Consider the following 24,431-nt stretch of genomic DNA (forward strand, 5'->3'; position numbering starts at 1 on the left):
ATCTTTTGCACCTGTGATTCGCTTTGTGGCACAAGTCCTTGCAACTGTAGAATTGTATTGCCTCCCTGGAGAGCTTGAATGAGCATTAATATCGGCCCGCCCTCGGTTGAAGAACTACGCCCGCGGATCTCGGTGATCGGTGTCGGCGGGGCCGGCGGCAACGCGATCGCCAATATGATCGCGGCGCAAATCGAAGGTGTCGATTTCATCGTCACCAATACCGATGCGCAGGCACTCAACAATTCGGTGGCAGAACACCGGATTCAGCTTGGCCCGGAAATCACGCAGGGTCTCGGTGCCGGTGCCCGCCCGGAAGTGGGGCGTGCCGCTGCCGAAGAAACGGTGGAAGATCTCGAACGGGCGCTGGAAGGCGTGAATATGCTGTTTATCGCTGCCGGTATGGGCGGCGGTACGGGCACCGGTGCAGCCCCGGTTATCGCTGAAGCCGCGCGGCGCAAAGGCGTGCTGACCGTTGGTGTGGTGACCAAGCCTTTCCTGTTTGAAGGCACCCGCCGGTCACGTGCGGCGGAGGCCGGGATCGAAGAGCTGCAAAAGCATGTCGATACACTGATCGTCATCCCGAACCAGAATTTGTTCCTGATTGCCAAGGCCGATACGACCTTCAAGGAAGCCTTTCAGCTCGCCGACGAAGTGCTGCAGCAGGGTGTCCGCTCGATCACCGATCTGATGGTGATGCCGGGCCTTATCAATCTGGACTTTGCCGATGTTCGCTCGGTGATGGGCGAAATGGGCAAGGCCATGATGGGCACCGGTGAAGGGGAGGGTGAGAACCGCGCGCTTGAAGCTGCGGAACGTGCCATTGCCAATCCGCTGCTTGACGGTGTGTCGATGCAAGGCGCCAAGGGCGTTATCATTTCGATTATCGGCGGCGAAGATATGCGCCTGCTCGAAGTGGATGAGGCGGCGAACCATATTCGTGAACTGGTCGATCCGGATGCGAATATTATCTGGGGATCGGCGTTCAATCCCAATCTGGAAGGCAAGATCCGCGTTTCCGTCGTGGCCACCGGCATTGAACAGAATGCCGAAATGGCTGAACAGGCGCGCCAGCCGCTGAATTTGTCGACTTCGCGCGGGCCGAAAAAGCCGTCCGTTGCCGTACCCGGCAATCTGCCCGACAGCGATGCTGAAGAGCGTGAAGCGGCCAGCGCATCTGCTCCGACAACGGAACCCGCTGCTTCGAATGAAGGCGCTGGTCAGGCGGATGAGGATGACGATCTGCTCGATCTCTCGCTGGCCGATGAGGCACCGGAAGAGAATAAATCTGCGGCGGCTTCTCAGGATGATGAATTGCGGCTGGATGCCACCCGCCTCACCGAAACTGAAAAGCCGGAGCCCGAAGCCTCTTCTGCACGCAACACGATGTTCGATGATCTGACGTCAACATCGGAACCGGCCCGGCAGGAAGCGGCTCCTGCTCCCACTCCGGCCCCTTCACGGCCGGCATCCGGTGGCGGCAGCACTTTGTTCGAACGGATGGCTAATCTGTCGCGCAATAACTCTGCCGATGAAGCTGAGGATGAGAACGAAGAGGATGACGCATCCTCTCTGCGCATCCCGCGCTTTTTAGGACGGCAGAATAACCAGTAAACAAGACAGAATGATCGAATGGCCCGCGATATTTGCGGGCCGTTCAGGCCGTTTCTGTTAAGGGACAGGCATGTTGGGCTCGGCAGATGGACGCATAAGGCGATTCTCTTATACAGGAGGAGCACGCCTGCCTTTCCATCTGGCGTTGAGTCTGGGGATGGCATTGCTATGCTGCCCGGCTCTGGTGCAGGCCCAGAGTGTTTCGCGACCCGTTGTGCAACCTTTGCCGCCTGCTGCTTCGGGTGAATTGAGCGATGCGCTGAAAGCGCTGGCAAGAAATTCCGAAGATGTGGACGCTCTGATTGCCGCGGGTGAAGCGGCCATCAAGCTGGACGATATCGATGCTGCGCTGGGTTTTCTCGGCCGGGCGCAGGCCATTTCCTCCGACAATCCGAGAATTAATGCGGGGCTGGCTGGCATCGCTTTGCGGCAAGACAATCCCGTCAGAGCGCTGCAATTATATGACGAAGCCGAAAAGGCCGGTCTGACGATGGCGCCTTATGCCGCAGATCGGGCACTGGCTTATGACCTCGTGGGCAATAATGCCCGTGCGCAGCAGCTTTATAAAGTCGCGTTGGCGAGCGGAGAGGATCCGCAATTGCGCCGTCAACTGGCCATGAGCCAGGCCATTTCGGGTGATAAACCTGCATTCGAAGCCACTTTGCTACCCTTGTTGCAGCAACAGGATTTGTCTGCCTTTCGTACGCGTGCCTTTGGTCTGGCCGTGCTTGGCGAAACGGAGGAAGCCGTCTCGATTGCAGAAGCGATGCTTCCGGAGAAATTCTCTGACAGAATTGCGCCTTATCTGCGTTATATGCCCCGCCTGACCAGGGCGCAGCAGGCTGCGGCCGCCAATCTCGGCAAATTCCCCGATGCGACGAAAATCGGGCGGGACGATCCGGCTATGCTCGCTTTTGGCGATACCGAGAAAGCCGCGGCAGATGATGCGGCGTCTGCTTCTTCGGTGAATATGGAAGAGCGGCTGGTGCCGAAAGGTCGACAGCTGGGCCAGAAAACAAGCGGAGAACAGGCCGCTGCCCGGAGGGGCGCTGCCAAAATCGCACCGGGCCGGACAGCTATGGCGGAAGATTCTGAGCTTCCAGCCATTTCTCCCGCTCAACCATCTCCGGCAGCGCCGGAACGGCCCAAGGAACGGCCGGGTGCCGCGCTGGTGAAGGCTGACACGGGAGCTTCTGCCGAGGCTGCGCCTGCGGAACCGGTGCGGCCGGTTCCCGAAGAACAGGTGAAGATGCAGAGCTTGGCAGATGCGTTCAGCGATTTCACCCTTTCGCCCCGGGATTCGGCCCCGGTCGTGCCGAGCGGAGCGGTGGATCTCAGCAAATTCGAAGCGCCGCGTGAAAAACCTGCGCCACCGCCTAAGCCCAAGCCACCGGCGCATCCGAGCCGCAACTGGGTGCAGGTGGCAACTGGCAAGAATGTATCTGCCTTCCGGTTCGACTGGAAAAGAATTAGCCGGAAAGCGGATGGTTTGCTTGATGGGAAAACTCCCTACACGGTGCCATGGGTTGAAGCTAACCGGTTGTTATTTGGCCCTTTCCCTGATCTTTCCGATGCGCAGTCTATGGTGAAATCGCTGAAAGAGAAGGGTGTGGATTCCTTCACTTTTACCAGCGAAGAGGGCGAAAAAATCACCCCGCTCGACTGAGCGGGGCGCTTGTTTTATCCCTTGCTTATGCCCGGTTTGTGCACAGCTTGTGAACAGGCTTGTCGGGTTTTGCCCAGCCACGCGACCATATTGGATTGCATTGGGCAGGGCGCTGCCTGCAAATATGGCGGGCATTTGGGGCAGCTACGGGAATTAACCATGGATATCGGCAGAAAACCGCTGGAAGAAATGCAGGACAGCGCGCCGGTGGATATGCTGGTGCAGCTCTTCGAAGCCCGTGGCTGGCCTTGCGAATTTCTCGGAGACGAGGAATTGAGCGGTGAGATTCAGGGCGCCTGGACGCAATATCAGATCCGCGCGATCTGGCGGCAGGAAGACCATGTTCTTCAGCTTTTATGCATGCCCGATATAAGAGTGCCGGATGCGCGCCGTCGGGCGTCGTATGAATTGCTCGCTTTGGTGAATGAGCAGCTATGGCTGGGGCATTTCGATCTGTGGTCGAATGGCAATATCCTTCTCTACCGGCACGGGCTTATGCTCGGGGATGATGGTCTGCTGAGCCTGCCAATGGCGCAGTCTCTGGTAGAGTCCGCTGTTTCCGAATGTGACCGTTTCTATCCCGCTTTCCAGTTTTTGATGTGGGGCGACAAACGGCCGCGTGAAGCGCTCGAAGCGGCGCTGGTCGATCCTATGGGCGAAGCCTGACTATTACGGCTGGTCGATCATTGAATGCAATGAAGCTTTCTGCTGAACCAAAAGGGCGGGGCAGGGGGTGACTTGAAGAGCCTCATGCGGCACATGAGGGCTATGACAAAATTTGATTCCATACTCATCATCGGTTGCGGCAATATGGGCGGAGCAATGCTGGATGGCTGGCTCGCTTCGGGCATAGCGCCGCAGAACTTTACGGTTGTCGATCCCAAGCGCGAAGAATTGCCCGAGGGCGTTCGTCTGCTGCGCGAGTTACCCGAGGGCGAAACTTTCGACGCTATTTTGCTGGGCGTAAAACCGCAAATGCTGGGCGATGTGGTTGAGGATGTCGAAAAGCTGGCCGGCCCGGATGTCGCCATGCTGTCGATCCTCGCCGGTGTGCAGCTTGAAACACTCGCTAAACGCTTTCCCCGGGCTCAGAATGTCCGTGTTATGCCTAATCTCGCGGTAGCGCTCGGAAAAGCTCCGGTGGCTCTGGCGGCCGAAGGGCTGTCCGACGAGGATATGGAGGCGATCAAGCGCTTTATGGAGCCGCTGGGAACTCCCGAATGGATCGATGAGAGCGACTTCGATCTCGTCACAGCGCTGGCTGGATCGGGCCCCGGTTTCGTTTATCGTTTTATCGATGCCCTGGCCAAGGGGGCGACGGCGCAAGGGTTGCCCGCTGAGCAGGCCGAACGCCTTGCGGTAGCAATGGTCGAAGGCGCTTCAGCGCTGGCCGCCAACTCACCGCATAATGCAGGAGAACTGGCCCGCCGTGTGGCCAGCCCCGGCGGTGTAACGCAGGCCGGGCTCGATGTGCTGGATGAGGGTGAAGCGATCAATCGTCTGATGGAAAAAACGCTTGCCACGGCCCGGGACCGCAGTGTTGCAATGGCTGAAGAGGCGCGCGCCAAAGACTGAACAAAATCCCGGAAAGCCGAAAATGTAACGAAACATTTCAGGTGATCCGGTATTTCTTGAAAATTGACGGTCAAATCGCGATATTGGTGAAGAAACCGGCCCTGTTTGCGTGGGCTTTCAATGGAGTAGTACTACAAATGGCAAATTGGAACGACCCTCGGACGACCCAGCGGGGTATGGGATCGTCTCCGAGCCTGCGGGGTGAGGCGTCCGGCGTCGCCTATGATGCTGGCCTGCGCCGCTATATGCTTTCAATCTATAATTACATGGCTTCGGGCGTTCTTCTGTCCGGTGCCGTGGCATTGGGGCTGTTCGCGAGCGGACTGGGCTATGCGCTTTTCGCATCACCGCTGCGCTTCCTCATTTTCCTTTCACCGCTGGCGATCGTTCTGGCGATGAGTTTCGGTGCGAACCGCTTTTCCGCGGGCGCGCTCAAGGGGATGTTCTGGGCATTCTCCGTTCTCATGGGAATGTCGCTGACAACGATTTTCTTCGTCTATACCGGGCCTTCCATCGCGGCGACCTTCTTCGCTACGGCGGGCGCTTTTGCCGGTCTGAGCCTGTTCGGTTACACCACGCAGAAGGATCTGTCCGGCATGGGCACCTTCCTGATTATGGGTGTGGTCGGGTTGCTGATTGCCAGCGTTATCAACATGTTCCTGCAATCGACCGGTCTGATGTGGGCCGTGAGCTTCCTGGGTGTGCTGATCTTCGCAGGCCTCACTGCCTATGACACACAGATGCTCAAGCGTCAGTATTACAGCGTTCGCGGCACGGAATTCGTGGACAAAGTCATCGTGATGGGTGCGCTGAGCCTCTATCTCGACTTCATCAATATGTTCCAGTTCCTGCTTTCCTTCATGGGACAGCGCAACTGACCGCATAGAAAAAACGACTGAACGTGCCCGGGATTCCACAGTGATTCCCGGGCATTTTCTTTGCATGTTGCGATCTGTAGGTTACATACTCAAGACTTGGGAAAAACGGCTCATATATCGGGGATGCCGTTTTGTCGGGAGAAAGCAGGGAAGATGTTGTCTATTCGTCGCATACCGTTTCGCAAGACTTTGGCCGTCACCGGTCTGGCCTTGCTCGCTGGCTGCGCGACACCTGAGCCGCCACCCCCGCCTCCACCCCCGCCACCGGCACCGGAGCCCGAGCCTGTTCCCGCCCGTCCGACACCACCGGGCGGCGCTCCGCCGGTTATGGCTATTCCGCAAAGGGGGCCCGATGGCGTGCGCGATACCATCAATCACAATCTCAATCCGGCACAGATGACCTGGAATATGCGCTCGGGCTTCAATGTCGCAGCGCTCAATTGCAATGAATTGCAGTATCAGCCGATCCTGAAGGCCTATAGCAAGATGCTCGAGGATCATAAAAAGCGGCTGAGTTCGACCAACAGAGCGCTCGACGCACAATATCGTGAAAAATATGGCCGGTCCTATAAGAGCGAGCGGGAAGATTATATGACCAAGGTATATAATTATTTCGCTCTTCCTCCAGCCCATAAATATTTTTGCGAGGCAGCTCTGGCTGCGGCGAATAATTATCTTCTGATGGAACCGGATGATATCGATAGCTATGCGGCTACCACGCTGGTTCAGTTCGAAGCCGCTTTCGAGGAATTCTATACCGACTATGAGAATTACCGGGTTGCGGTGCAGTCCTGGGACGCCAGATACGGTGCTGAATATGGCGCTTCTCAGCCCGGCTATGTTTCGGCTGATATTCTGTCGGGGGATAAGGGGCAGGAGGCCGCTTCCTCCGGTGCAGCCGCCCCGGTGCGGGAAGGAAGCCTGACACCTGTTGTGGGCGCACAGTTCATGACCTCAAGTCCGGTCACCGGGAGCATCGTTTCCGCCATAGAGGCAGGCAAAGGAACTTCTTCCGGCGGCCGGTAATATGTCGGGAATTTCTTTTTGAGCTCGCTGTATAGTTTCGCTATGAGGCGGGCTGCTTTCTCCGGCCTTATGCCGGTAACATCGCTGGAACGGGGCCGTAGCTCAGTTGGGAGAGCGCGTCGTTCGCAATGACGAGGTCAGGGGTTCGATTCCCCTCGGCTCCACCAGTGAATATGGTAACCATCGCAAGGAAAGAGCGCTCTGCAACCCTGACTGCAAGGAGAGCAGGGTTGCAAAAACGCTACTGCTTGTTTCATTAGCCGCCGATACTTTTCGCAGAAGCAAGCCCGGGTGCTTTTGACTCTCCGCCGAGTGTATCGCGCACGCCCTGTTCGATCTTGCGGCCGGTTTCTTCGTCGATATTGCGCCAATATTCGAAAGCGCGCAGGAGGACTTTCTCGCTCACGCCATCGCATAAATGGCCAACGACATTGTTAACCAGCCTTGCGCGGGCGCTCTCATCCATCACATTGCGGATCAGATTGCGTGCCTGACTGAAATCGTCGTCATCTTCACGCAGCGTATAGGCTTCGCGCACCATATCGCCATCGGCATACCACAGTCCGGCTTCGCCGCCCGGATCCTGCGCTGCCGGGCCGCCATAGGAATTGGGCGCATAGACGGGGTCGGAGACGTTCTCCGTGCGCATCTCACCATCCTTGCTATAGGAATGGACCGGGCATTTCGGCTTGTTCACCGGAATATGCTTGTAATTCACGCCCAGCCGGGCGCGATGGGCATCGGCATAGGAAAAGCCGCGTGCCAGTAGCATCTTATCGGGTGAAAGGCCTATACCGGGCACCATATTATTGGGTTCGAAGGCGGCCTGTTCGATCTCTGTATGGAAATCGGTCGGATTGCGGTCCAGCACCAATTTGCCGACTTCGATGGGCGGATAATCGGCATGCGGCCAGACTTTTGTCAGATCGAAAGGATTGATCCGATAGGTTTTGGCATCTTCATAGGGCATGATCTGCCATTGCAGCGTCCAGCTCGGGTAATCGCCGTCGCGAATAGCATTGAACAGGTCGCGGCGATGATAATCGCCATCGGCACCGGCCAGCCTGTCGGCTTCATCCTGAGTCAGGAAATCGTTGCCCTGATCGGTCTTCCAGTGAAATTTGACCCAGAATTTCTGACCCTGCGCATTGATAAGCATATAGGTATGGCTGGAATAGCCGTTCATTTCGCGCCAGGTTTTGGGAATGCCGCGATCACCCATCAGAATCGCGACCTGATGCGCGCTTTCTGGAGACAGTGTCCAGAAGTCCCATTGCATATCGTGATCGCGCAGACCGTTATCCGCGCGTCGCTTCTGTGAGCGGATGAAGTGCTGGAATTTCAGCGGGTCACGAATGAAGAAGACCGGCGTATTATTGCCGACCATGTCGAAATTGCCTTCTTCGGTGTAGATTTTGACCGAGAAACCGCGCGGGTCGCGCCAAGTATCGGGGCTGCCGCGTTCACCCGCCACGGTCGAAAAGCGTACCAGTGCATCACATTTGGCACCGGGCTGGAAAACTTTGGCTTTGGTATATTGGCTGACATCGCTGGTGACTTCGAAATAGCCGAAAGCGCCGCTGCCTTTGGCATGGGGCTGTCTCTCGGGAATCCGCTCCCGATTGAAATTGGCCATCTGTTCCAGCAGATAGTGATCGTTGAGCACGATCGGGCCGTCGCGCCCGATCGTCAGGGAGTGTTCGTCGCTAGGGACCGGAATACCGGCATCGGTTGTCGTCGGCGGTGAGGAGGTTTTGTCGCTGGCCATGATAATACGCCTTTCCCATTAATAATCGTCCTGCCTGAATGTTACGAACCACAAAACCCAAAGGTTCCGCAGATGCGCGGCGACGACAGAGTGTTGGGTCATCGGGCGGTTCGGCTTGTCATGGTGAAGGATATCGCTTAAAGGCGCGCTTTCGTTCGGCCCGGCGGAGGGCGGACGGTCTATGGCCGGTATCGATCATTATGTTCGGCAGGGCCGTTTCTGCCGGAATATCGGGACAGGCTGCATTGCTCCGGGCGCGGCTGACATTGCGCTTCGGTCCCGTTATCCCGGTTTATTGTCTTTCCGGACAAACCCCCTTCCGCGCCACTTACGGACAGCATAGAAACACACCATGCATTTTCTCGATCAAGCCAAGATTTATCTCCGTTCGGGGGCCGGTGGGCCGGGTGCCGTCAGCTTTCGGCGGGAAAAATATATCGAATATGGCGGCCCCGATGGCGGCAATGGCGGGAAGGGTGGCGATGTCGTGTTCGTGGCGGTGCCCGGGCTCAATACGCTGATCGATTTTCGCTATGCGCAGCATTTCAAAGCGAAGCGCGGGGGCCATGGCATGGGTAAAGACCGTACGGGTGCGGGGGCCGACGATCTGATTATCGAAGTGCCGGTCGGCACACAGATCCTTTCCGAAGACAGAGAGGATGTGCTGGTCGATCTGGTCGAAGAAGGCCAGCGTGTCACGCTGCTGCATGGCGGTATCGGCGGGCGCGGTAATGCCAGCTACAAGACCTCCACCAATCGTGCACCGCGCCAGCATCAGCCGGGCGAACCGGGTGAGGAAATGTGGGTATGGCTGCGGCTCAAACTGCTGGCCGATGTCGGGCTGGTCGGACTGCCCAATGCCGGTAAATCCACATTCATCAATCAGGTGACCAACACACGCGCCAAGGTGGGCGACTATGCCTTCACCACGCTGGTTCCCAAGCTCGGTGTGGTCAATCACAAAGGGCGCGAATTCGTACTGGCCGACATTCCGGGCCTGATCCAAGGCGCCGCCGAGGGGGCAGGTATCGGTGACCGGTTTCTCGGCCATATCGAACGCTGCCGGGTACTGATTCATCTGATCGATATTTCGGGCGAAGATCCGGCGCGGGCGATGGAAGTCGTGGAAGGCGAGCTGGAAGCCTATGGCGCGGGTTTGGAAGACAAGCCGCGTCTGGTAGCCCTCAACAAGCTCGATCTTGCCGATGAAGAGCTGTTCGAAGGGTTTGCGGAAGAGCTGAAAGCCGTGGGTGCGGAGAAGGTCTTTCCCATTTCCGGTGCGACCGGCGCGGGCGTGGAGGCGCTGCTCGATGCTATTCTTGGCTATCTGCCGCACAAAACCATGACAGAGCATCCTGGCAATGAAATCGAGGACGAAGCGGAAGAAAAACCCTGGTCTCCGCTTTGACCGCTTTGCTGCCAGTGCCGGAATGATGCGCTAATGAATTCTGATGCCGTAAAATTCAGTTCATCTGCGCTGGAACGTTCCGGGCTGGCGACTTGTTAGGAGAATAAGCCACGGGAGGGCTGTTCTCATTCTCATCAAGCTTCGCTAAAGGACCGGCCATGTCTATTGCAACGCTATCCGATCTCGCCGATCCCATCAAAACTCCGCGACTGGTCTTCAAGATCGGTTCGTCTCTGCTCGTCGGAAAAGACGGGGAGGTCCGGAATGTATGGCTCAACAGCCTCGCCGGGGAAATATCGGACGCGCGCAAGAGAGGGCAACAGGTCCTCGTCGTCAGTTCCGGCGCTGTGGCGCTCGGTGCGGCCAGACTCGGCCTCGAAAAAGGCGGGCGCGGTTCACTGGCCGATAAACAGGCCGCTGCCTCGGTTGGCCAGATTGCCCTGTCGGGTCTGTGGGCGCAGCTTCTTTCGCAATATGGTCTCGTCGCGGCGCAGCTTTTGCTCACGCTGGAAGATCTCGAATATCGGCGGCGCTATCTCAATGCCTCGGCTACGATGGGGCGTCTGCTGAAAGCCGGCACCGTGCCGGTGATTAACGAGAATGATTCGATCGCGACCAATGAATTGCGTTTCGGCGATAATGACCGGCTGGCCGCGCGTGTGGCGCAGGCAGGCCGGGCACAGGCTGTCGTCCTGCTTTCCGATGTCGATGGCCTGTATGACCGCGACCCGAAAGACCCCGATGCCAATCTGCTCGAAACCATCAAGGGCGTGACGCAGGACCATCACGAAATGGCCAGCGGCGATTCCAGCTCGGGCGTGGGTACAGGGGGCATGACCTCCAAATTGCAGGCGGTGGAAATCGCCGAACGCGCCGGGATCGCGCTCGCCATTCTCAATGGCATGGAAGATGCGCCTTTCCGCAATGCGCTGGAAAGCGATACCGGAACGCTGTTCCTGCCTCGCCGCCATGACACGGCACGCAAGGCATGGCTGGGCGGACGTCAGCGCATGCGCGGTGCGCTGGTGGTCGATGAAGGCTGTGCCAAGGCGCTCGAAGATGGCGGCAGCGTGCTGGCTGCCGGAATTATCGATGTGCGTGGCGGGTTTAATCGCGGTCAGCCTGTAGCGGTCGAGAATGAAGACGGTGAACGAATCGCACAGGGCATGGTCGAATATGATCGTGAAGATGTGGACAAGATCATGGGCCATCGCAGCGAGGAACATGAAGATCTGCTCGGCTATTCGCCGCGTTCTGCCGTGATTCACAGAGATCAGCTGGTGGTGCTGTGACAATAGCTGTCACTGGTGCGACGGGATTCGTTGGCCAGACGCTGCTGGAAGAAGCCGCACGACAGAATATCCCGATCCGGGCTCTGACTCGTAAGGCGCAGCCACCGCGCGTAGGGGTGGAATGGGTGACGGGCGATCTTGCCGATCGCCGCGCCCTGAAGCGTCTGATGCGCAATGCAGAAGCCGTGATTCATGTCGCCGGTGTGGTCAATGCGCCCGATCGGATGGGGTTTCAGAAAGGCAATGTGAACGGCACGCTGCAAGTGGTGGAAGCCGCTGTGGCTGCCGGTGTGCCGCGCTTGGTTTTCGTTTCTTCGCTGTCGGCGCGTGAGCCGGATCTGTCTGAATATGGTGCGTCGAAACGTCATGCAGAACGTATCGTTGCAGCGAGCGGAATGGACTGGACCATTGTGCGCCCGCCAGCGATTTACGGCCCGCGCGACAAGGAAATCTTCGAATTGTTCCGTGCCGCGCGCTGGGGCATCGTGCCGATGCCGCCTGCCGATGGCCGGGCGTCGATCATTCATGTCGCGGATCTTGCCCGGCTGCTGCTGGCGCTGCTGCCGGTGCGTAATGATACTGGTCAGGCTGTTCTGGAGCCCGATGATGGGCAGGAGGGCGGCTGGGCGCATGGCGAACTGGCACGGCTGATCGGCCGCGCTGTGGGACGCAAGACAATATGGGTGCCGCATCTTTCGCAAACCACCCTTGAATGGGTGGCGAAGCTGGATGGATTTTTCCGCGGCACCGGTGCAAAGCTGACCGCCGACCGGGTGCGTTATATGTGCTATCCGGATTGGGTTTGCGCGCCCGACAAGGCCCCGCCTGCCGGTCTGTGGACGCCATCTGTCGACAGCGAAACGGGTATGGCTGAAACCGCCGAATGGTATCGCAAGGAAGGCTGGTTGTAGAGCTGAGCCGGCAACGAGCTGTGTGGAATACCGCTTGCGGTGCAGCACCGGGCAGCATAGAAACAGATCGTGAAAGAACGCTCAATCACCGGGGGTGTTGATGCTGTGTTGTGGTTTTGCAGGCTGTTTGTAGGCATTGTGCCGGCCCTTTCGATACTGGGCTTATCGATAATGCCTGCGCCACTCTGCGCAGAACCGGCAGGCCGCGTGACCGGGGTGGGCGGTATTTTCCTGAAAAGCGACGATCCGGAAGCTCTGATGGCCTGGTACAGAGATGTTCTGGGCATTCGAATCGAATCCTGGGGCGGTGCGCTGCTGCCATACGATGCACCCGATCACCCGCCGGTACTGGTTCTGAATGCGGTTGACCGTTCGAGCGATTATATGGAACCTTCCGGGCGCGAATTTATGCTCAATTTCGCGGTGGACGATCTCACCGCCATGCTGGAGCGGCTGGAAGCGCAAGGTGTGACTGTGCTCAAACGTGACGATGGTGACCCTGGCGGCCGGTTCGCGTGGATTCTCGATCCCGACGGGACCAAGATCGAGCTGTGGCAACCGCTGGCTGAACAGGCTCCGGAATAGGCTTCATCGAAGAAGGGCAGAATGCCCTCCAGGAAAAAGCATACCGGCTGAGAGGTTTGCCTCCCGGTCTGCAAGCCCGACCGTTTCCACCTTTCTATGGCGGTGTCAGATTTACACCGCCCGGTCGGATCAAATCACCTTCCTTCGGCGCCCCGATGTGAAAAGCTGTGCCTGTCGAACAGACACACAGGCAATAATCCGACAACAGACGGGGGCATATTGATGAGGTGTACGATCAGGACGGGGCGGTCTCTTCTTGCCGGCGGGGCCTTGCTGGCCATTGCGATGGTGACTGGCACCGGCGCTTATGCGCAGGAAACCGGCAATGCGATGCAGAGCGGAGAGGGGCAGGCTGCGGCGGCAGACGATGGCGGGTTTCCCGAAATTATCGTCAGTGCCAATCGCCGTGACGAATCCATTCTCAAAGCGCCGACCAGTGTGCTGGCTCTCGATCAGCAGCAACTGGATGTTCGTGCGGTCAAGTCTGCGGCGGATCTGGCGGCTTTCAGCCCAGGTCTGGTTCTTACGCCTTCACCGACCGGGGGGAGCAATATCTCGATACGCGGGATTTCCTCGACGGCCGGTGCCGCGACGACGGGAGTTTATATCGATAATACACCGATCCAGTCGCGTGCTATCGGCTACTCGCCCGGCAATCTCTATCCGACCATTTTCGATCTGGAGCGGGTCGAGGTGCTGCGCGGGCCGCAGGGCACGTTGTTCGGTGCAGGCTCGGAAGGCGGTACGGTGCGGTTTATCCAGACTCAGCCGGGCCTGTCCGAATATTCCGCTTATGGGCGCGCTGAAGTGTCGACGACCAAGAATGGTGGCACAGCTTATGAAATAGGCGGGGCAGTGGGCGGTCCGCTTGTCGAAGACCGGATCGGGTTTCGTGCGAGCGCCTTTTTCCGGCGCGATGCCGGCTGGATCGATTATTATACTGGCACGGCCAATGTAGAAGATCCGACCGGGGCGGCCGGAGTGGATTCGGTCAGCTTCGACCGCGATGAACGGACCGACAAGGATTCCAACTGGGCCGAAACGCTTGCTTTGCGCGGGGCGCTGAAAATCAGGCTGGGTGACAATCTGACTCTCTCACCCTCGCTCAATTATCAGCGTGTTTACCGGCATGAATCGGTTCAGACATTCTGGGCCACCATGTCCGATTACGGCAGCGGGGACTTTCAGGCGCCGCGTTTCGAACCGACCGTGGACGATGCGCATGTGCCGATCGACGGGCCGGTCCATCAGCCTTCGCGCGAAAAATTCTGGCTGCCTTCGCTCAATGCCGAATGGGAAATCGGTGGCCTGACCTTGATTTCCGATACGGCCTATTTCAACCGCAAATCGAGTTCCTACTACAATTCCTATATTCTCTATGATTTGACTTATGCGGGCTTCCCGGTTCCGCAGCCGGGGAATTTCAGCTACGCCAATTATATCAACCGGCAGGAAAACTGGACGCAGGAGCTGCGCCTGCAACCGACCGATAGTGACGGTCCGTTCAACTGGATTGCGGGCCTGTTCTATCAGCATGCCGATCAGGTGGCCGAACAGCCAGTCCGGTCCAATTTCATGGGGCAATTGCCCCGGCTTTACGGGGCGGTGCAGGACGGCGCGCCTTTCGGACCGGGATCGAGCGCTTATCTGAACTGGTACGGTCAGGATCCGATTGACGGTGTCCTGACATGGTATGGCCACTTCCGCACGCTGGACAAGCAATATGCCGCCTTTGCCCAGCTCGATTATAACATCACCGATCGGCTGAAGCTGACTGTCGGCGCGCGGCTTTCGCGGGTCGAAAACAGGTTCGATTCCGATTATTCCGGTCCGCAGAACAATCTCAACGCACCGCTCGGCCGGCCCTGTACGCAGGAAGGCGGATGCACACCGGGCGAAGGCGCCTATGCCATCAATTATCTTTCGGCGGAGAACGAAACCGCGCAAACCGCCTTCTCGCCCAAATTCCTGCTGTCTTACGATCTCGACGAACGGAATATGATTTATGCCAGCGCCACCAAGGGTTTCCGCCCCGGCGGCGGTCAGGCCGGATTGCCCCCGGCCTGCAATGCAGGGCTGGTGATGCTTGGATATACCGATGAAAACGGCAATGGCGCGGCGCCGACCAGTTACGATTCAGATTCGGTGTGGAGCTATGAAGCGGGGGCCAAGGGGGCGATTGGCGGTAATCTGCTGCGTTATGCGGTGAGCGGCTATTATCTCAAATGGAAGAACATTCAGTCTTCGGTTTTCGTCAATGCCTGTTACCAGAGCTTCGTCACCAATCTGGACGATGCGACGGCCAAAGGGTTCGATCTCGACCTGACATTGCACCCGATGCGCCCGCTCACTCTGGGGCTGACAGTGGCCTATAACCATACACGCTTCGACAGTGAAATCGCGCCGGCCGGGGCAGTGGTCTATTCCAAAGGGTCCGCGATACCGGATTCGGGGGCACCCTGGCAGGTTACCCTTTCAGGCGATTACACGATTCCGCTGGCCGATGATGAATTCTATCTCCATGCGGATTACCTTTATAGCAGTGCCATGCGGCAGACTGGCGATACCGATCCGCAGACAGTCAGTTATGATGCAACGCTCAACCCGATCGGCAAGACCGAGCAGGTCAATGTTCGCGCAGGTTTGCGCTTCTCCTCTATCGACCTCTCGCTATTTGCCCGCAACCTGACCAATCAGGCACCCAGTCTTGCCCGGACTCATGCCGGTGCGCTGGTCTGGACCGACCGGACATGGGAGCCGCGCAGCATCGGTGTCACCGCAGCGCTGCGATACTGACGAAAGGGAGGGGGCCGGTTCGCCGGTCCCCTTCAAACCTGCTTAATGCATTTGCAGCACGATGGGATCAGTGCTGGCCGGATCGGTTTTTTCGCGCAGGTCGGCCACATCGTCTTCCGAAACATCGCCACCCTCATTGCCCCAGGCATGGCGCACGAAGGAAAGCAATTCGGCGATTTGCCTGTCGGATAGCTGATTGCGATAAGCGGGCATACGATAGGCATCGGGTATGCCCTGCGCGACGACCCGGCCCGAACCGTTGAGTGTGGCATTGATAGCCGACACTTTACCGTCTTTCGCCAGAGAAGATGCGGCCCCGGCCAGCGGAGGAATCCACGGGGCCTGCCCGCGTCCGTCACGCCCGTGGCAATAGCTGCACCGGCTCATATAGGTCTGAGCCCCGCTGCTTGCGGCGAGACCGGCATCCATTTTCGCTTCATACTGCCAGGGTTCACCGTCGCGCGAGGAATCGCCGGGCAGTGCATGGAGATAATGCGCCATGGCCTTGAGGTCCTGATCGTCCATGAACTGAAGCGAATTGTTGAAGGCTTCGGTCATCGAACCATAAACCACTGCATGCCGGTTGCGGCCTTTTTTGAGGAACTGGAAAATTTCCGCTTCACTCCAGCGACCGAGGCCACGATTGGGGTCGGCCCGCAGGCTGGGGGCATACCAGCCATCGAGCACATTGCCTGCCAGATAGAGCGGATCGCTGTCATCGAGCGCTTTTTCGTTCATCGCAAAGCCGCGCGGCGTATGGCAACTGCCGCAATGGCCTGCTCCCTGCACGAGATAGGCGCCCCGGTTCCACAATTCATCCTGCCCGGCTTTGGCTTCATAGCGGCCCGGATCGGTGAAGACGGCATTCCACAAGGCTAGCGGCCAGCGCATATTGAGCGGCCAGGGAATTTCGCTTTTCCGGTTCGCTTTCTTCGTTGCCGGTACGCCGTTCATGAAGAAGGCATAGAGCGCTTTGACATCCGCATCGCTCAGCTTTGTGTATGATGGATAGGGCATGGCGGGATAGAGGCGATGCCCGTCCGGCGTGACGCCCGAGCGCACGGCCCGGTCGAAATCGGCCAGACTATAGCCGCCGATCCCTGTATCCTTGTCCGGTGTAATATTGGTCGCATAGATAGATCCGAGCGGGGTGGCCATTTCCAGCCCGCCGGAAAAGGCCGGCTGATCGGGCAGGCCGTGACAGGCCACGCAATCGGCAGCACGCGCCACCTTTTCCCCGCGCGCGATGAGCGCCGGAGAGGCGGCTCCGCTTTCCTGCCCGTCAAACGGGGAGGCCGGTGTCCGGTTCACGAACCATGCCGTAGCCGCAGCGATGATGACGATGGCTGGCAAGAGGATCCAGAGAGCTTTTTTCAACGGGTCTTCCCATGTGATTGGGTCCCGTGAAGGCCCGTATCGGGCGCTTCACGGGAGAAGTGAAGCTTGTCAGCTTTCGAATGTCAGGCGCGATAGCGGCATGCTGCGTACACGCTGGCCGGTGAGCGTGGAGACAGCATTGGCCACTGCGGGCGGAACGGCGGGCAGAGGCGGCTCACCGATGCCGCCCATCTGGGCTCCGCTTTCGACGATCTTGACATGAACGCGCGGCATCTGGTCCGGTCGCAGGATCTGATACAGATCGTAATTATGCGCGACGGGTTCGCCTTCCTTGTAGACGGCTTCTTCCATTAGCACCTGCGACAATCCCAGCGCTGCCGCCGAATTGACCTGTGCTTCGATAATGGCAGGGTTGACGATGCTGCCCGGATCGATTGCTTCCCAGACATCGTGGACAACCACTTCACCGTCTCGCAGCGAAACTTCCGCCATGGCCGCCGCTTCGCTGCCGAAAGGGGAAGCCATCGCCACGCCGCGCGCGCGACGTGTGCCGTCCGCTGCCGTGAAGGGGCCTCGCTTCCATCCGCCGGCCAGCTCTTCTACAGAGCGCAGCAGAGTGGTCAGCCGGTCATTGTCGCGCAGCAGGTTCAGGCGCAATTCGAAGGGGTCGATGCCGCCCTTATCGGCCACTTCATCGAGAAAGGTTTCATAGAAGAAATCGTTCATCGAATTGCCGACCGAACGCCAGTAAGCGAGCATCACCGGGTTCTTCACGAAATGTTGTGCGATGCGGCGATTGGGGATCGCATAGGCTTTTTTGGTCAGGCCTTCGAGCGCGCTTTCATCGATAGAAGGGCCGCGTTTATTGGCGATGCCTTCGGTCGGCCCTTCGCAGGCGCTGACAGCTTCGATAGCGACGGGCATGCCCTTGTCATCAAGTCCGGCCCGAAAGCGGACAGCGGCAATCGGACGTAGCGGATCGCGCAAAAATTCCTCTTCGCGGCTCCAGATCAGCTTGATGGGCCGTCCGGTAGCTTTGGCTAGCTTGATTGCCTGCGGATAGGGATTGCCCGAGGGATAGAGGAAATGCCGCCCGAAGAAACCGCCCAGCAGAGGACTGTGAATTGTCACCTGCGATGGATCGAGCCCGGCGACGCGCGCCATATCGCCCTGAAACATATCGGGCGCCTGATTGGGCGCCCAGACATCGAGCGTTCCGTCCGGATTGAATCGGGCAAGAGCGCTCGGCGGTTCGAGCTGAGCATGATGCAGATACTGGCTGCGATAGGTTGCTTCGATCGTCTGGCTGGCATTATCCATAGCCCCGGCCAGATCGCCTTCGCTTTCCGCTTCCTCTCCGGCATCGGTGGACGCGGCGAGACTGTCCAGAAAAGCATCGCTGCTGAAATCGGCAGGCATATAACGCTGTTCGGGATCGGGTTCGGGATCGCGCCAGTCCACCAGTAATGCTTCGGCCGCCTGTTTGGCATGCCACCAGCGTTGCGCCACGACCGCTACGGCACCGTCGAGCCGATGGATCGAATGCACGCCTTTCATCGCATTGACCTGATCTTCATTGCGAATAGTGCCGATCGTCTGGCCCAGACGTGGTGCATGTTGCACGGCAGCATGGAGCATGTCGTCCACTGCACAGTCGATCGTATAGATCGCCTTGCCGACCGACTTTTCATACACATCCAGCCGTGCGACCGGCTGGCCGATCCAGCGGAATTGCGCGGGGTCTTTCAGTTTGAGCGTCGACTGATCGGGGACCGGAAGGTCGAGCGCAGAGGGGGCAAGCTCGCCATAGCGCAGCGACCGGCCCGAGGCCTTATGCAACACGACTCCCGGCTCGGTCGAAAGCGTATCGACCGCAACGCCGAGCCGCCCGGCAGCCGCCTGCAGCAGCATGGCGCGGGCCGAAGCGCCCAGGCGGCGCATGAAGTCATAGGTCAGCCGCACCGACATGCTGCCGCCGGTAATGCGCATACCGCCCTGCATGACCTGAAAGACCTTTCCTGCCGGCGCGCTCTCCACCACGAATACGGAAGGATCCATATCGAGTTCTTCGGCCACGATTTGTGCCATAGCCGTATGCACGCCCTGACCGCCTTCCATGAAGGGGCTCAGGAAACGCACCGTGTCATCGGGCCGGATTTCGATGAAAGCGGGAACGGTTGGCTGGATGGGTGGAGGAGCCGATTGCGCCATGGCCTTCGGCGCGCCGAGCGGAATGCCGAAACCCAGAACGAGGGCACCGCCTGCGACACCGGCGGAACCGAGCAGGAAGCGGCGCCGTGAAATATTGGTCGGCTCTCCGGTGGGAAAATGCCGCTGCTGATCGCTGCGGGCACGGGTCATGCGGATGCTCATGCGCTTTCATCCTCCGGGTGGGAATCCTGCTGACTGGCAGTCTTTGCTTTTTTCGAGCGTTGATACAAAGCTGCGCCGGCAACCGCCGCACCGCCGGCCACAGCAGCGCCTGCAACAATAGCGGTGGTGCTGTAATCGCTTATCAGCACGCCACCGGAATCTGCCTCGTTTACGGTATCGTCGATACCGGCCAGATCCAGCATGGCGGCGTGGATCGCATTATAGGTGCCGCAACGGCACAGATTGACCATCGCATCGCGCACATCGTCCAGCGAGGGCGCGCTGTTTTCCTTGAGCAGCGCGGTGGCTGCCATCACCTGACCTGACTGACAATAGCCGCATTGGGGCACCTGATGCCTGACCCAGGCTTCCACGACCTGCTTGCCCGTTTCGTCCTGCTCGATCGCTTCGATAGTCGTGATGGCGCTGTCGACCACACTGTCCACCGGTGTGACACAGGAGCGTGTGACCGTGCCGTCGACCATAACCGAGCAGGCCCCGCATTGCGCGAGGCCGCAGCCATATTTCGTGCCGGTCATGCCAAGATCGTCTCGAAGCACCCAGAGCAGCGGCGTATCCCCGTCCGCATCGACTTCGCGCAGTTCACCATTGATCCGAAGCTGCATTGCTGCGTCACCTTTCTACTATTGCCCGAAAGCCTCTGACCGGCACTTTGTATCCGTATTAGGTGTTTTCCTGAGGGTGCCACCCGATTTGCAAAGTCTTTCTGCAGGAATACCGTAAATTAGAGGCTTGAGGGTATAGGCGGCAAGCGGTTTATTTTCGCTGCATTGGTGAGATTCATTCACCCATGCGACTTTGCAACAGGTCAGGTTTTCTATATTCCCATGAATATAGTTTGTATGCTTTTTGCAAATGAACCGGCAGGAAGGAAACAGCGACCGAAGTCCTTCCCGCCGGTGCTTCGTCACATGGTCGGGATCAGGAAGCCTTTTTCCGATACAGCGCCGCCTGAAGGCCAGCGCTGGGTGACGATTTTCGCCCGTGTGAAGAAGCGGATACTGTCTTCGCCATACTGATTGAGATCGCCGAAGCCGGAGCGTTTCCAGCCGCCGAAGCTGTGATAGGAAACCGGCACAGGGATCGGCACATTAATGCCGACCATCCCGACCTCGACCCGGGAAGCGAATTCGCGGGCGGCATTTCCGTTGCGCGTGAAGAGCGCCACACCATTGCCATATTGATGGTTTGTGGCCAGATCGATGGCTTCGTCCAGCGTGTCGCTGCGCAGGATTTGCAGCACCGGGCCGAAAATCTCGTCCCGATAGCTTTGCATTCCCGGTGTGACGTGATCGAACAAAGTGGGGGCGAGGAAATAGCCTTCCTCATATCCCTGAAGGCTGAGGCCGCGCCCGTCCGCGACCAGTTCGGCGCCTTCTTCCACACCCATGCGGATATAGTCTTCGATACGGGCTTTATGCGCAGCGCTTACCACCGGGCCGTAATCGGCATCGGGGTCGGTCGAGTGACCGACCTTGATATCGGCTATGGCCTTTATCAGCTTCTCGCGCAGGGCCTGTGCCGTTTCTTCGCCCACCGGCACGACTACGGGCAGAGCCATGCAGCGCTCCCCGGCCGAGCCATAGGCGGCCCCGATAATATCGGCCACGGCCTGATCCAGATCGGCATCGGGCAGAACGATACCGTGATTCTTCGCACCGCCCATACATTGCATGCGCTTGCCGGCGGCCGTGCCGCGGGCATAGACCTGCTGGGCGATATCTGACGAGCCGACAAAGCTGACAGCGGCGATGGCCGGATGGTCGAGCAGCGCATCGACCACGGGCTTGCCGCCATGCACGACATTGAGGATACCGGCGGGCAGGCCCGCTTCGATCGCCAGTTCCGCCAGACGGATGGCCAGCGAGGGATCGCGTTCGGAAGGTTTGAGGATAAAGGCATTGCCGCAGGCAATGGCGGGGGCCAGCATCCAGAGCGGGATCATGGCCGGGAAATTGAACGGTGTGATCCCGGCGGCGATGCCCAGCGGCTGCCGCATGGAATAGACATCGATACCGGGGCCGGCGCCTTCGGTGTAATCGCCTTTCATCAGATGCGGAATGCCGCAGACGAATTCGATCACGTCGAGCCCGCGCTGAATGTCGCCCTTGGCATCGTCGATCACCTTGCCGTGTTCGGAGGACAGGAGCCGGGCCAGATCTTCCATATTGGCTTCGATGAGTGCCTTGAAATTGAACATCACACGCGCGCGGCGCTGGGGATTGACCGCGGCCCAGGCAGGCTGGGCCTTGCGGGCCGAAGCGATGGCGGTTTCGATCAGCGCGGCATCGCCAAAAGCGACCTGCCCCTGCACGCGACCCAGATTGGGATCGAAAATATCGCCCATCTGCGCATTTTCGGAAGGCTGGCGCATGCCGTCGATGAAATTCGGAACGGTATAGGACATGATTTCCCTTTGATAATTTAAGTTGGCCGGGCTGTGGCCGGCGGAATGATCGGGCAGGGCCGGGCAGGTAATGCAGCATATGCCGCCATCGGGCGCGGCGTGGCCGGGCATGATATTAGCAAGCTCCGATACCGGTGAGGCCAGTATGCCATGATAATGATGCGGCCTCCGCTGATCCGCCCCTGTATTGCAAACCCTTTTTTTCGCTGTCCGGCCTGCGGCACAAGTTGCCATCATGTCAGGACATGGTGCCCAGGAGGCACCGCAAACTGGCGGATTCCTGCGAGGATTGGTTGTTTATTGATAAAACTTGTCTGAAATCGTTGGAAAATGGCTCTGTATGGCTAGAATGTATCCCATAAAGGGCATAGCGTCAGAAGAATTAAGGGGTTGCTCATTGTCCAACAGCCGTTTGTTTCCTCCTCTTGCAGCGCTGCGGGCGTTCGAGGCGGTTGGCCGTCTCGGCGGTATCCGGCGTGCCGCAAAGGAGCTGGGGATCGATCATGCGGTGGTCAGCCGGCATATCCGGTCTCTGGAAAACTGGCTGGATACCCAGATGGTTATCCGCAATGGATCGGCCAATCAGCTGACCAGCGAAGGCGAGGAATATTACAAAGAAATCTATTCCGCTCTGACGACCATTTCCACGGCGACCGGCAAGCTGCTGCATTCGGGCAATGAATTGTCTTTCAGCCTGTGGTGTATACCAGGTTTTGCCTTTCTCTGGCTGGCCGACCATCTGGGCGATTTCATTGCCAGCAACCCGAATGTCAGCGTCGATTTCCGTCCGGCCGATAACAGCCCGGATTTTCGTACCAAGGAAGTGCATGGCGACATTCGCTATCTGCGCGAATGGGAAGAGGCGGATGTTTCGCGGTTTGCCCGGCGGTTCGAATTCGCCCGGCCTTATGTGTTTCCGGTAGCCAGCCCGGCCTGTGCGGCGCAATTGCCACCGATCCAGACGGCGGCGGATCTGCTCGATTGCCCTTTGCTGCATGAGAATAACGATCTCGAATGGTTGCACTGGCTGCGGGCGCAGGGGCTCGATATCGAAGATCGGATGCCCGGTTCGCGCCTGTGGCATGCGCATCTGACCCTGAATGCCGCGCGGCAGGGGCATGGTATTGCGCTCGCCAATCACATGTTGCTGAGCGACGATCTGGAGAAAGGCCGGCTGGTGCGGATCACGCCGCGGACGGGCGATTTCAAGCCGGTCAATTTCGGTGCCTATACGTTTCTGGCGCGCGAAGATCGCTGGAATGCGCCGGTCATCGTGCGATTCCGCAAATGGCTGCAAAGCACCATGGCCAATGAGCCGGCCTGATGGCGGGTCAGATCAGAGGTGTTGCCCATCGGGCACCGCTTCCTTCATTATTGTCATCTTCTGACCGGCGAGGGAGCCCATTAGACCCGTTTCCGAAGCATTTTTCGGGAAGGGGCGCGCATGAGTGTAAACGATCTGTCGAGTTACTGGATGCCGTTCACTGCCAATCGGCAGTTCAAGGCGGCACCGCGGATGATCGTAGGGGCGCAGGGTCTGTATTTTCAGACAAGCGATGGGCGCGAGATACTCGACAGTACCGCTGGTTTGTGGTGCAGCAATGCGGGTCATGGCCATCCGCATATTGTCGAAGCGATCCAGACGCAGGCGGCGGATCTCGATTATGCACCGCCCTTCCAGATGGGCACACCGATTCAGTTCGCGCTGGCCAGCCGCCTTGTCGGCATGGCGCCGGAAAGCTTCGGACAGGTCTTTTATTGCAATTCGGGTTCCGAAGCAGTGGAAACGGCGCTCAAAATAGCGCTGGCTTATCAGCGTGCGAGGGGCGAGGGCACCCGCACCCGGCTGATCGGACGCGAGCGGGGTTATCACGGGATCAATTTCGGCGGCATTTCGGTGGGCGGGATTGTCGGCAACCGGGCGATGTTCGGCGCGATGCTGGCGGGAGTGGATCACCTGCGGCATACACATGACCCGGAGCGCAACCGCTATTCGCAGGGAATGCCTGCTCATGGCGCCGATCTGGCCGACGATCTGGAGCGAATGGTGGCGCTGCACGGTGCGCATACGATTGCGGCCTGCATCGTCGAGCCGGTGGCCTGTTCCACCGGTGTTCTCGTGCCGCCGGCCGGGTATCTCCAGCGCCTGCGGGAGATTTGCGACCGCCATGGTATCGTGCTGATTTTCGATGAAGTGATTACCGGCTTCGGCCGTCTGGGCACGCCTTTTGCCGCGCAGCGCTTCGGCGTCACGCCCGATATCATCACCATGGCCAAAGGGCTGACCAACGGCACTGTGCCGATGGGCGGGGTCCTCACGCGCGGGGATATTTATGACACGCTGTGCGAGGCTGCGGCGGCGGGAGCCATCGAATTGCCGCATGGCTACACCTATTCGGGCCATCCGCTGGCCTGCGCTGCGGCTATGGCAACGCTGGATGTCTATCAGAAAGATGGCCTGTTCGAACGTGCCGCCGCGATTGAACCTTACTGGCAGAATGCGATCCATTCACTGCGTGGAACCCGCCATGTCACCGATATTCGCAATCTTGGCATTATTGCCGGGATCGAGCTCGAAGCGGGCCCGGAAGGTCCCGGCACGCGCGGGTTCGAAGTGTATCGCCGTTGTTGGGAAGCGGGTGTCCTGATCCGCGTGACGGGCGATATCGTCGCTTTGTCCCCGCCACTGACAGTGGAAGAACATCATATCGACCGGATGGTGGAAACTCTGCGTGACACATTGAGCAGCGTCGATTGAGCGGGCGAGGAAACAGGG

Annotated in this window: 18 protein-coding genes and 1 tRNA gene; 14 read left to right on the forward strand and 5 right to left on the reverse strand. The window is 58.8% G+C overall.

The genetic code is table 11. The features are described 5' to 3' along the window. The first annotated feature begins 78 nt into the window (after nt 1-78). The 7 genes from ftsZ to D6851_RS09945 all read left to right on the forward strand — a co-directional run bounded on the left by ftsZ (nt 79) and on the right by D6851_RS09945 (nt 6,923). Nucleotides 79-1,611, forward strand: a complete 1,533-nt coding sequence (gene ftsZ / locus D6851_RS09910) for a cell division protein FtsZ (protein WP_120324710.1) — start codon at nt 79-81, stop codon at nt 1,609-1,611. A 70-nt stretch (nt 1,612-1,681) separates the two neighbouring features. Continuing rightward, on the forward strand, nt 1,682-3,277 hold the full coding sequence (locus tag D6851_RS09915) for a tetratricopeptide repeat protein (protein WP_147395458.1): 1,596 nt from the start codon (nt 1,682-1,684) through the stop codon (nt 3,275-3,277). A gap of 159 nt (nt 3,278-3,436) precedes the next feature. After that, the gene (locus tag D6851_RS09920; protein WP_120324712.1) at nt 3,437-3,943 is read left to right on the forward strand and encodes a type III secretion system chaperone family protein; all 507 of its coding nucleotides are present in this window, start codon (nt 3,437-3,439) and stop codon (nt 3,941-3,943) included. Between the two features lie 102 nt (nt 3,944-4,045). Continuing rightward, nucleotides 4,046-4,852 carry a pyrroline-5-carboxylate reductase family protein gene (locus tag D6851_RS09925; protein ID WP_120324713.1) on the forward strand — a complete coding sequence of 269 codons (807 nt, stop codon included), beginning with the start codon at nt 4,046-4,048 and terminating at the stop codon, nt 4,850-4,852. Between the two features lie 137 nt (nt 4,853-4,989). After that, nucleotides 4,990-5,730 (forward strand): Bax inhibitor-1/YccA family protein, encoded by a 741-nt coding sequence (locus tag D6851_RS09930; RefSeq protein ID WP_120324714.1) that lies wholly within the window; start codon nt 4,990-4,992, stop codon nt 5,728-5,730. 153 nt (nt 5,731-5,883) lie between these two features. Then, a complete protein-coding gene (locus D6851_RS09940; protein WP_183030050.1) occupies nt 5,884-6,756 on the forward strand; it encodes a hypothetical protein in 873 nt (290 codons plus the stop codon). A gap of 91 nt (nt 6,757-6,847) precedes the next feature. Then, nucleotides 6,848-6,923, forward strand: a tRNA-Ala gene (locus D6851_RS09945). Between the two features lie 89 nt (nt 6,924-7,012). On the opposite strand, the gene D6851_RS09950 is transcribed toward D6851_RS09945, so the two are convergent. Continuing rightward, on the reverse strand, nt 7,013-8,524 hold the full coding sequence (locus tag D6851_RS09950; protein ID WP_120324717.1) for a catalase: 1,512 nt from the start codon (nt 8,522-8,524) through the stop codon (nt 7,013-7,015). Nucleotides 8,525-8,876: 352 nt separating this feature from the next. Between D6851_RS09950 and obgE the strand changes: the two genes are divergently transcribed. From obgE to D6851_RS09975, 5 genes are all read left to right on the forward strand, one after another. Further along, on the forward strand, nt 8,877-9,932 hold the full coding sequence (gene obgE, locus D6851_RS09955; RefSeq protein ID WP_120324718.1) for a GTPase ObgE: 1,056 nt from the start codon (nt 8,877-8,879) through the stop codon (nt 9,930-9,932). 158 nt (nt 9,933-10,090) lie between these two features. Next, nucleotides 10,091-11,224, forward strand: coding sequence for a glutamate 5-kinase (gene proB, locus D6851_RS09960; protein WP_120324719.1), 1,134 nt, complete (start codon nt 10,091-10,093; stop codon nt 11,222-11,224). Continuing rightward, entirely contained in the window at nt 11,221-12,135 is a 915-nt protein-coding gene (locus D6851_RS09965; RefSeq protein WP_120324720.1) for an NAD-dependent epimerase/dehydratase family protein, read from the forward strand. The genes proB and D6851_RS09965 overlap by 4 nt, the downstream gene beginning before the upstream one ends. Nucleotides 12,136-12,306: 171 nt before the next feature. Continuing rightward, nucleotides 12,307-12,720: a VOC family protein gene (locus tag D6851_RS09970; RefSeq protein ID WP_120324721.1), complete on the forward strand. Its 414-nt coding sequence runs from the start codon at nt 12,307-12,309 to the stop codon at nt 12,718-12,720. Between the two features lie 222 nt (nt 12,721-12,942). Next, nucleotides 12,943-15,516 (forward strand): TonB-dependent receptor, encoded by a 2,574-nt coding sequence (locus tag D6851_RS09975; RefSeq protein ID WP_183030051.1) that lies wholly within the window; start codon nt 12,943-12,945, stop codon nt 15,514-15,516. A 42-nt stretch (nt 15,517-15,558) separates the two neighbouring features. Here D6851_RS09975 and D6851_RS09980 read toward each other — a convergent pair whose 3' ends face one another. From D6851_RS09980 to D6851_RS09995, 4 genes are all read right to left on the reverse strand, one after another. Continuing rightward, entirely contained in the window at nt 15,559-16,893 is a 1,335-nt protein-coding gene (locus D6851_RS09980; RefSeq protein ID WP_183030052.1) for a c-type cytochrome, read from the reverse strand. A 69-nt stretch (nt 16,894-16,962) separates the two neighbouring features. After that, on the reverse strand, nt 16,963-19,227 hold the full coding sequence (locus D6851_RS09985) for a xanthine dehydrogenase family protein molybdopterin-binding subunit (protein ID WP_210210342.1): 2,265 nt from the start codon (nt 19,225-19,227) through the stop codon (nt 16,963-16,965). Then, a complete protein-coding gene (locus D6851_RS09990) occupies nt 19,224-19,853 on the reverse strand; it encodes a (2Fe-2S)-binding protein (protein WP_120324724.1) in 630 nt (209 codons plus the stop codon). Before D6851_RS09990 ends, D6851_RS09985 begins: the two co-directional genes overlap by 4 nt. Before the next feature lie 302 nt (nt 19,854-20,155). Next, complete coding sequence (locus tag D6851_RS09995) at nt 20,156-21,655, reverse strand: CoA-acylating methylmalonate-semialdehyde dehydrogenase (RefSeq protein ID WP_120324798.1); 1,500 nt, start codon at nt 21,653-21,655, stop codon at nt 20,156-20,158. A 397-nt stretch (nt 21,656-22,052) separates the two neighbouring features. Between D6851_RS09995 and D6851_RS10000 the strand changes: the two genes are divergently transcribed. Further along, complete coding sequence (locus D6851_RS10000) at nt 22,053-22,979, forward strand: LysR substrate-binding domain-containing protein (RefSeq protein WP_183030053.1); 927 nt, start codon at nt 22,053-22,055, stop codon at nt 22,977-22,979. Nucleotides 22,980-23,099: 120 nt separating this feature from the next. Further along, a complete protein-coding gene (gene aptA, locus D6851_RS10005) occupies nt 23,100-24,413 on the forward strand; it encodes an omega-aminotransferase AptA (protein WP_120324726.1) in 1,314 nt (437 codons plus the stop codon). Nucleotides 24,414-24,431 lie beyond the last annotated feature (18 nt).

It is taken from the genome of Altericroceibacterium spongiae (genome assembly GCF_003610805.1).
Lineage (GTDB): Bacteria > Pseudomonadota > Alphaproteobacteria > Sphingomonadales > Sphingomonadaceae > Altericroceibacterium > Altericroceibacterium spongiae.

Coding starts and splice junctions, on each gene's coding strand:
- ftsZ (WP_120324710.1), top strand. CDS start 79: ATGAGCATTAATATCGGCCCGCCCTCGGTTGAAGAACTACGCCCGCGG.
- D6851_RS09915 (WP_147395458.1), top strand. CDS start 1,682: ATGTTGGGCTCGGCAGATGGACGCATAAGGCGATTCTCTTATACAGGA.
- D6851_RS09920 (WP_120324712.1), top strand. CDS start 3,437: ATGGATATCGGCAGAAAACCGCTGGAAGAAATGCAGGACAGCGCGCCG.
- D6851_RS09925 (WP_120324713.1), top strand. CDS start 4,046: ATGACAAAATTTGATTCCATACTCATCATCGGTTGCGGCAATATGGGC.
- D6851_RS09930 (WP_120324714.1), top strand. CDS start 4,990: ATGGCAAATTGGAACGACCCTCGGACGACCCAGCGGGGTATGGGATCG.
- D6851_RS09940 (WP_183030050.1), top strand. CDS start 5,884: ATGTTGTCTATTCGTCGCATACCGTTTCGCAAGACTTTGGCCGTCACC.
- D6851_RS09950 (WP_120324717.1), bottom strand. CDS start 8,524: ATGGCCAGCGACAAAACCTCCTCACCGCCGACGACAACCGATGCCGGT.
- obgE (WP_120324718.1), top strand. CDS start 8,877: ATGCATTTTCTCGATCAAGCCAAGATTTATCTCCGTTCGGGGGCCGGT.
- proB (WP_120324719.1), top strand. CDS start 10,091: ATGTCTATTGCAACGCTATCCGATCTCGCCGATCCCATCAAAACTCCG.
- D6851_RS09970 (WP_120324721.1), top strand. CDS start 12,307: ATGCCTGCGCCACTCTGCGCAGAACCGGCAGGCCGCGTGACCGGGGTG.
- D6851_RS09975 (WP_183030051.1), top strand. CDS start 12,943: ATGAGGTGTACGATCAGGACGGGGCGGTCTCTTCTTGCCGGCGGGGCC.
- D6851_RS09985 (WP_210210342.1), bottom strand. CDS start 19,227: ATGAGCATCCGCATGACCCGTGCCCGCAGCGATCAGCAGCGGCATTTT.
- D6851_RS09990 (WP_120324724.1), bottom strand. CDS start 19,853: ATGCAGCTTCGGATCAATGGTGAACTGCGCGAAGTCGATGCGGACGGG.
- D6851_RS09995 (WP_120324798.1), bottom strand. CDS start 21,655: ATGTCCTATACCGTTCCGAATTTCATCGACGGCATGCGCCAGCCTTCC.
- aptA (WP_120324726.1), top strand. CDS start 23,100: ATGAGTGTAAACGATCTGTCGAGTTACTGGATGCCGTTCACTGCCAAT.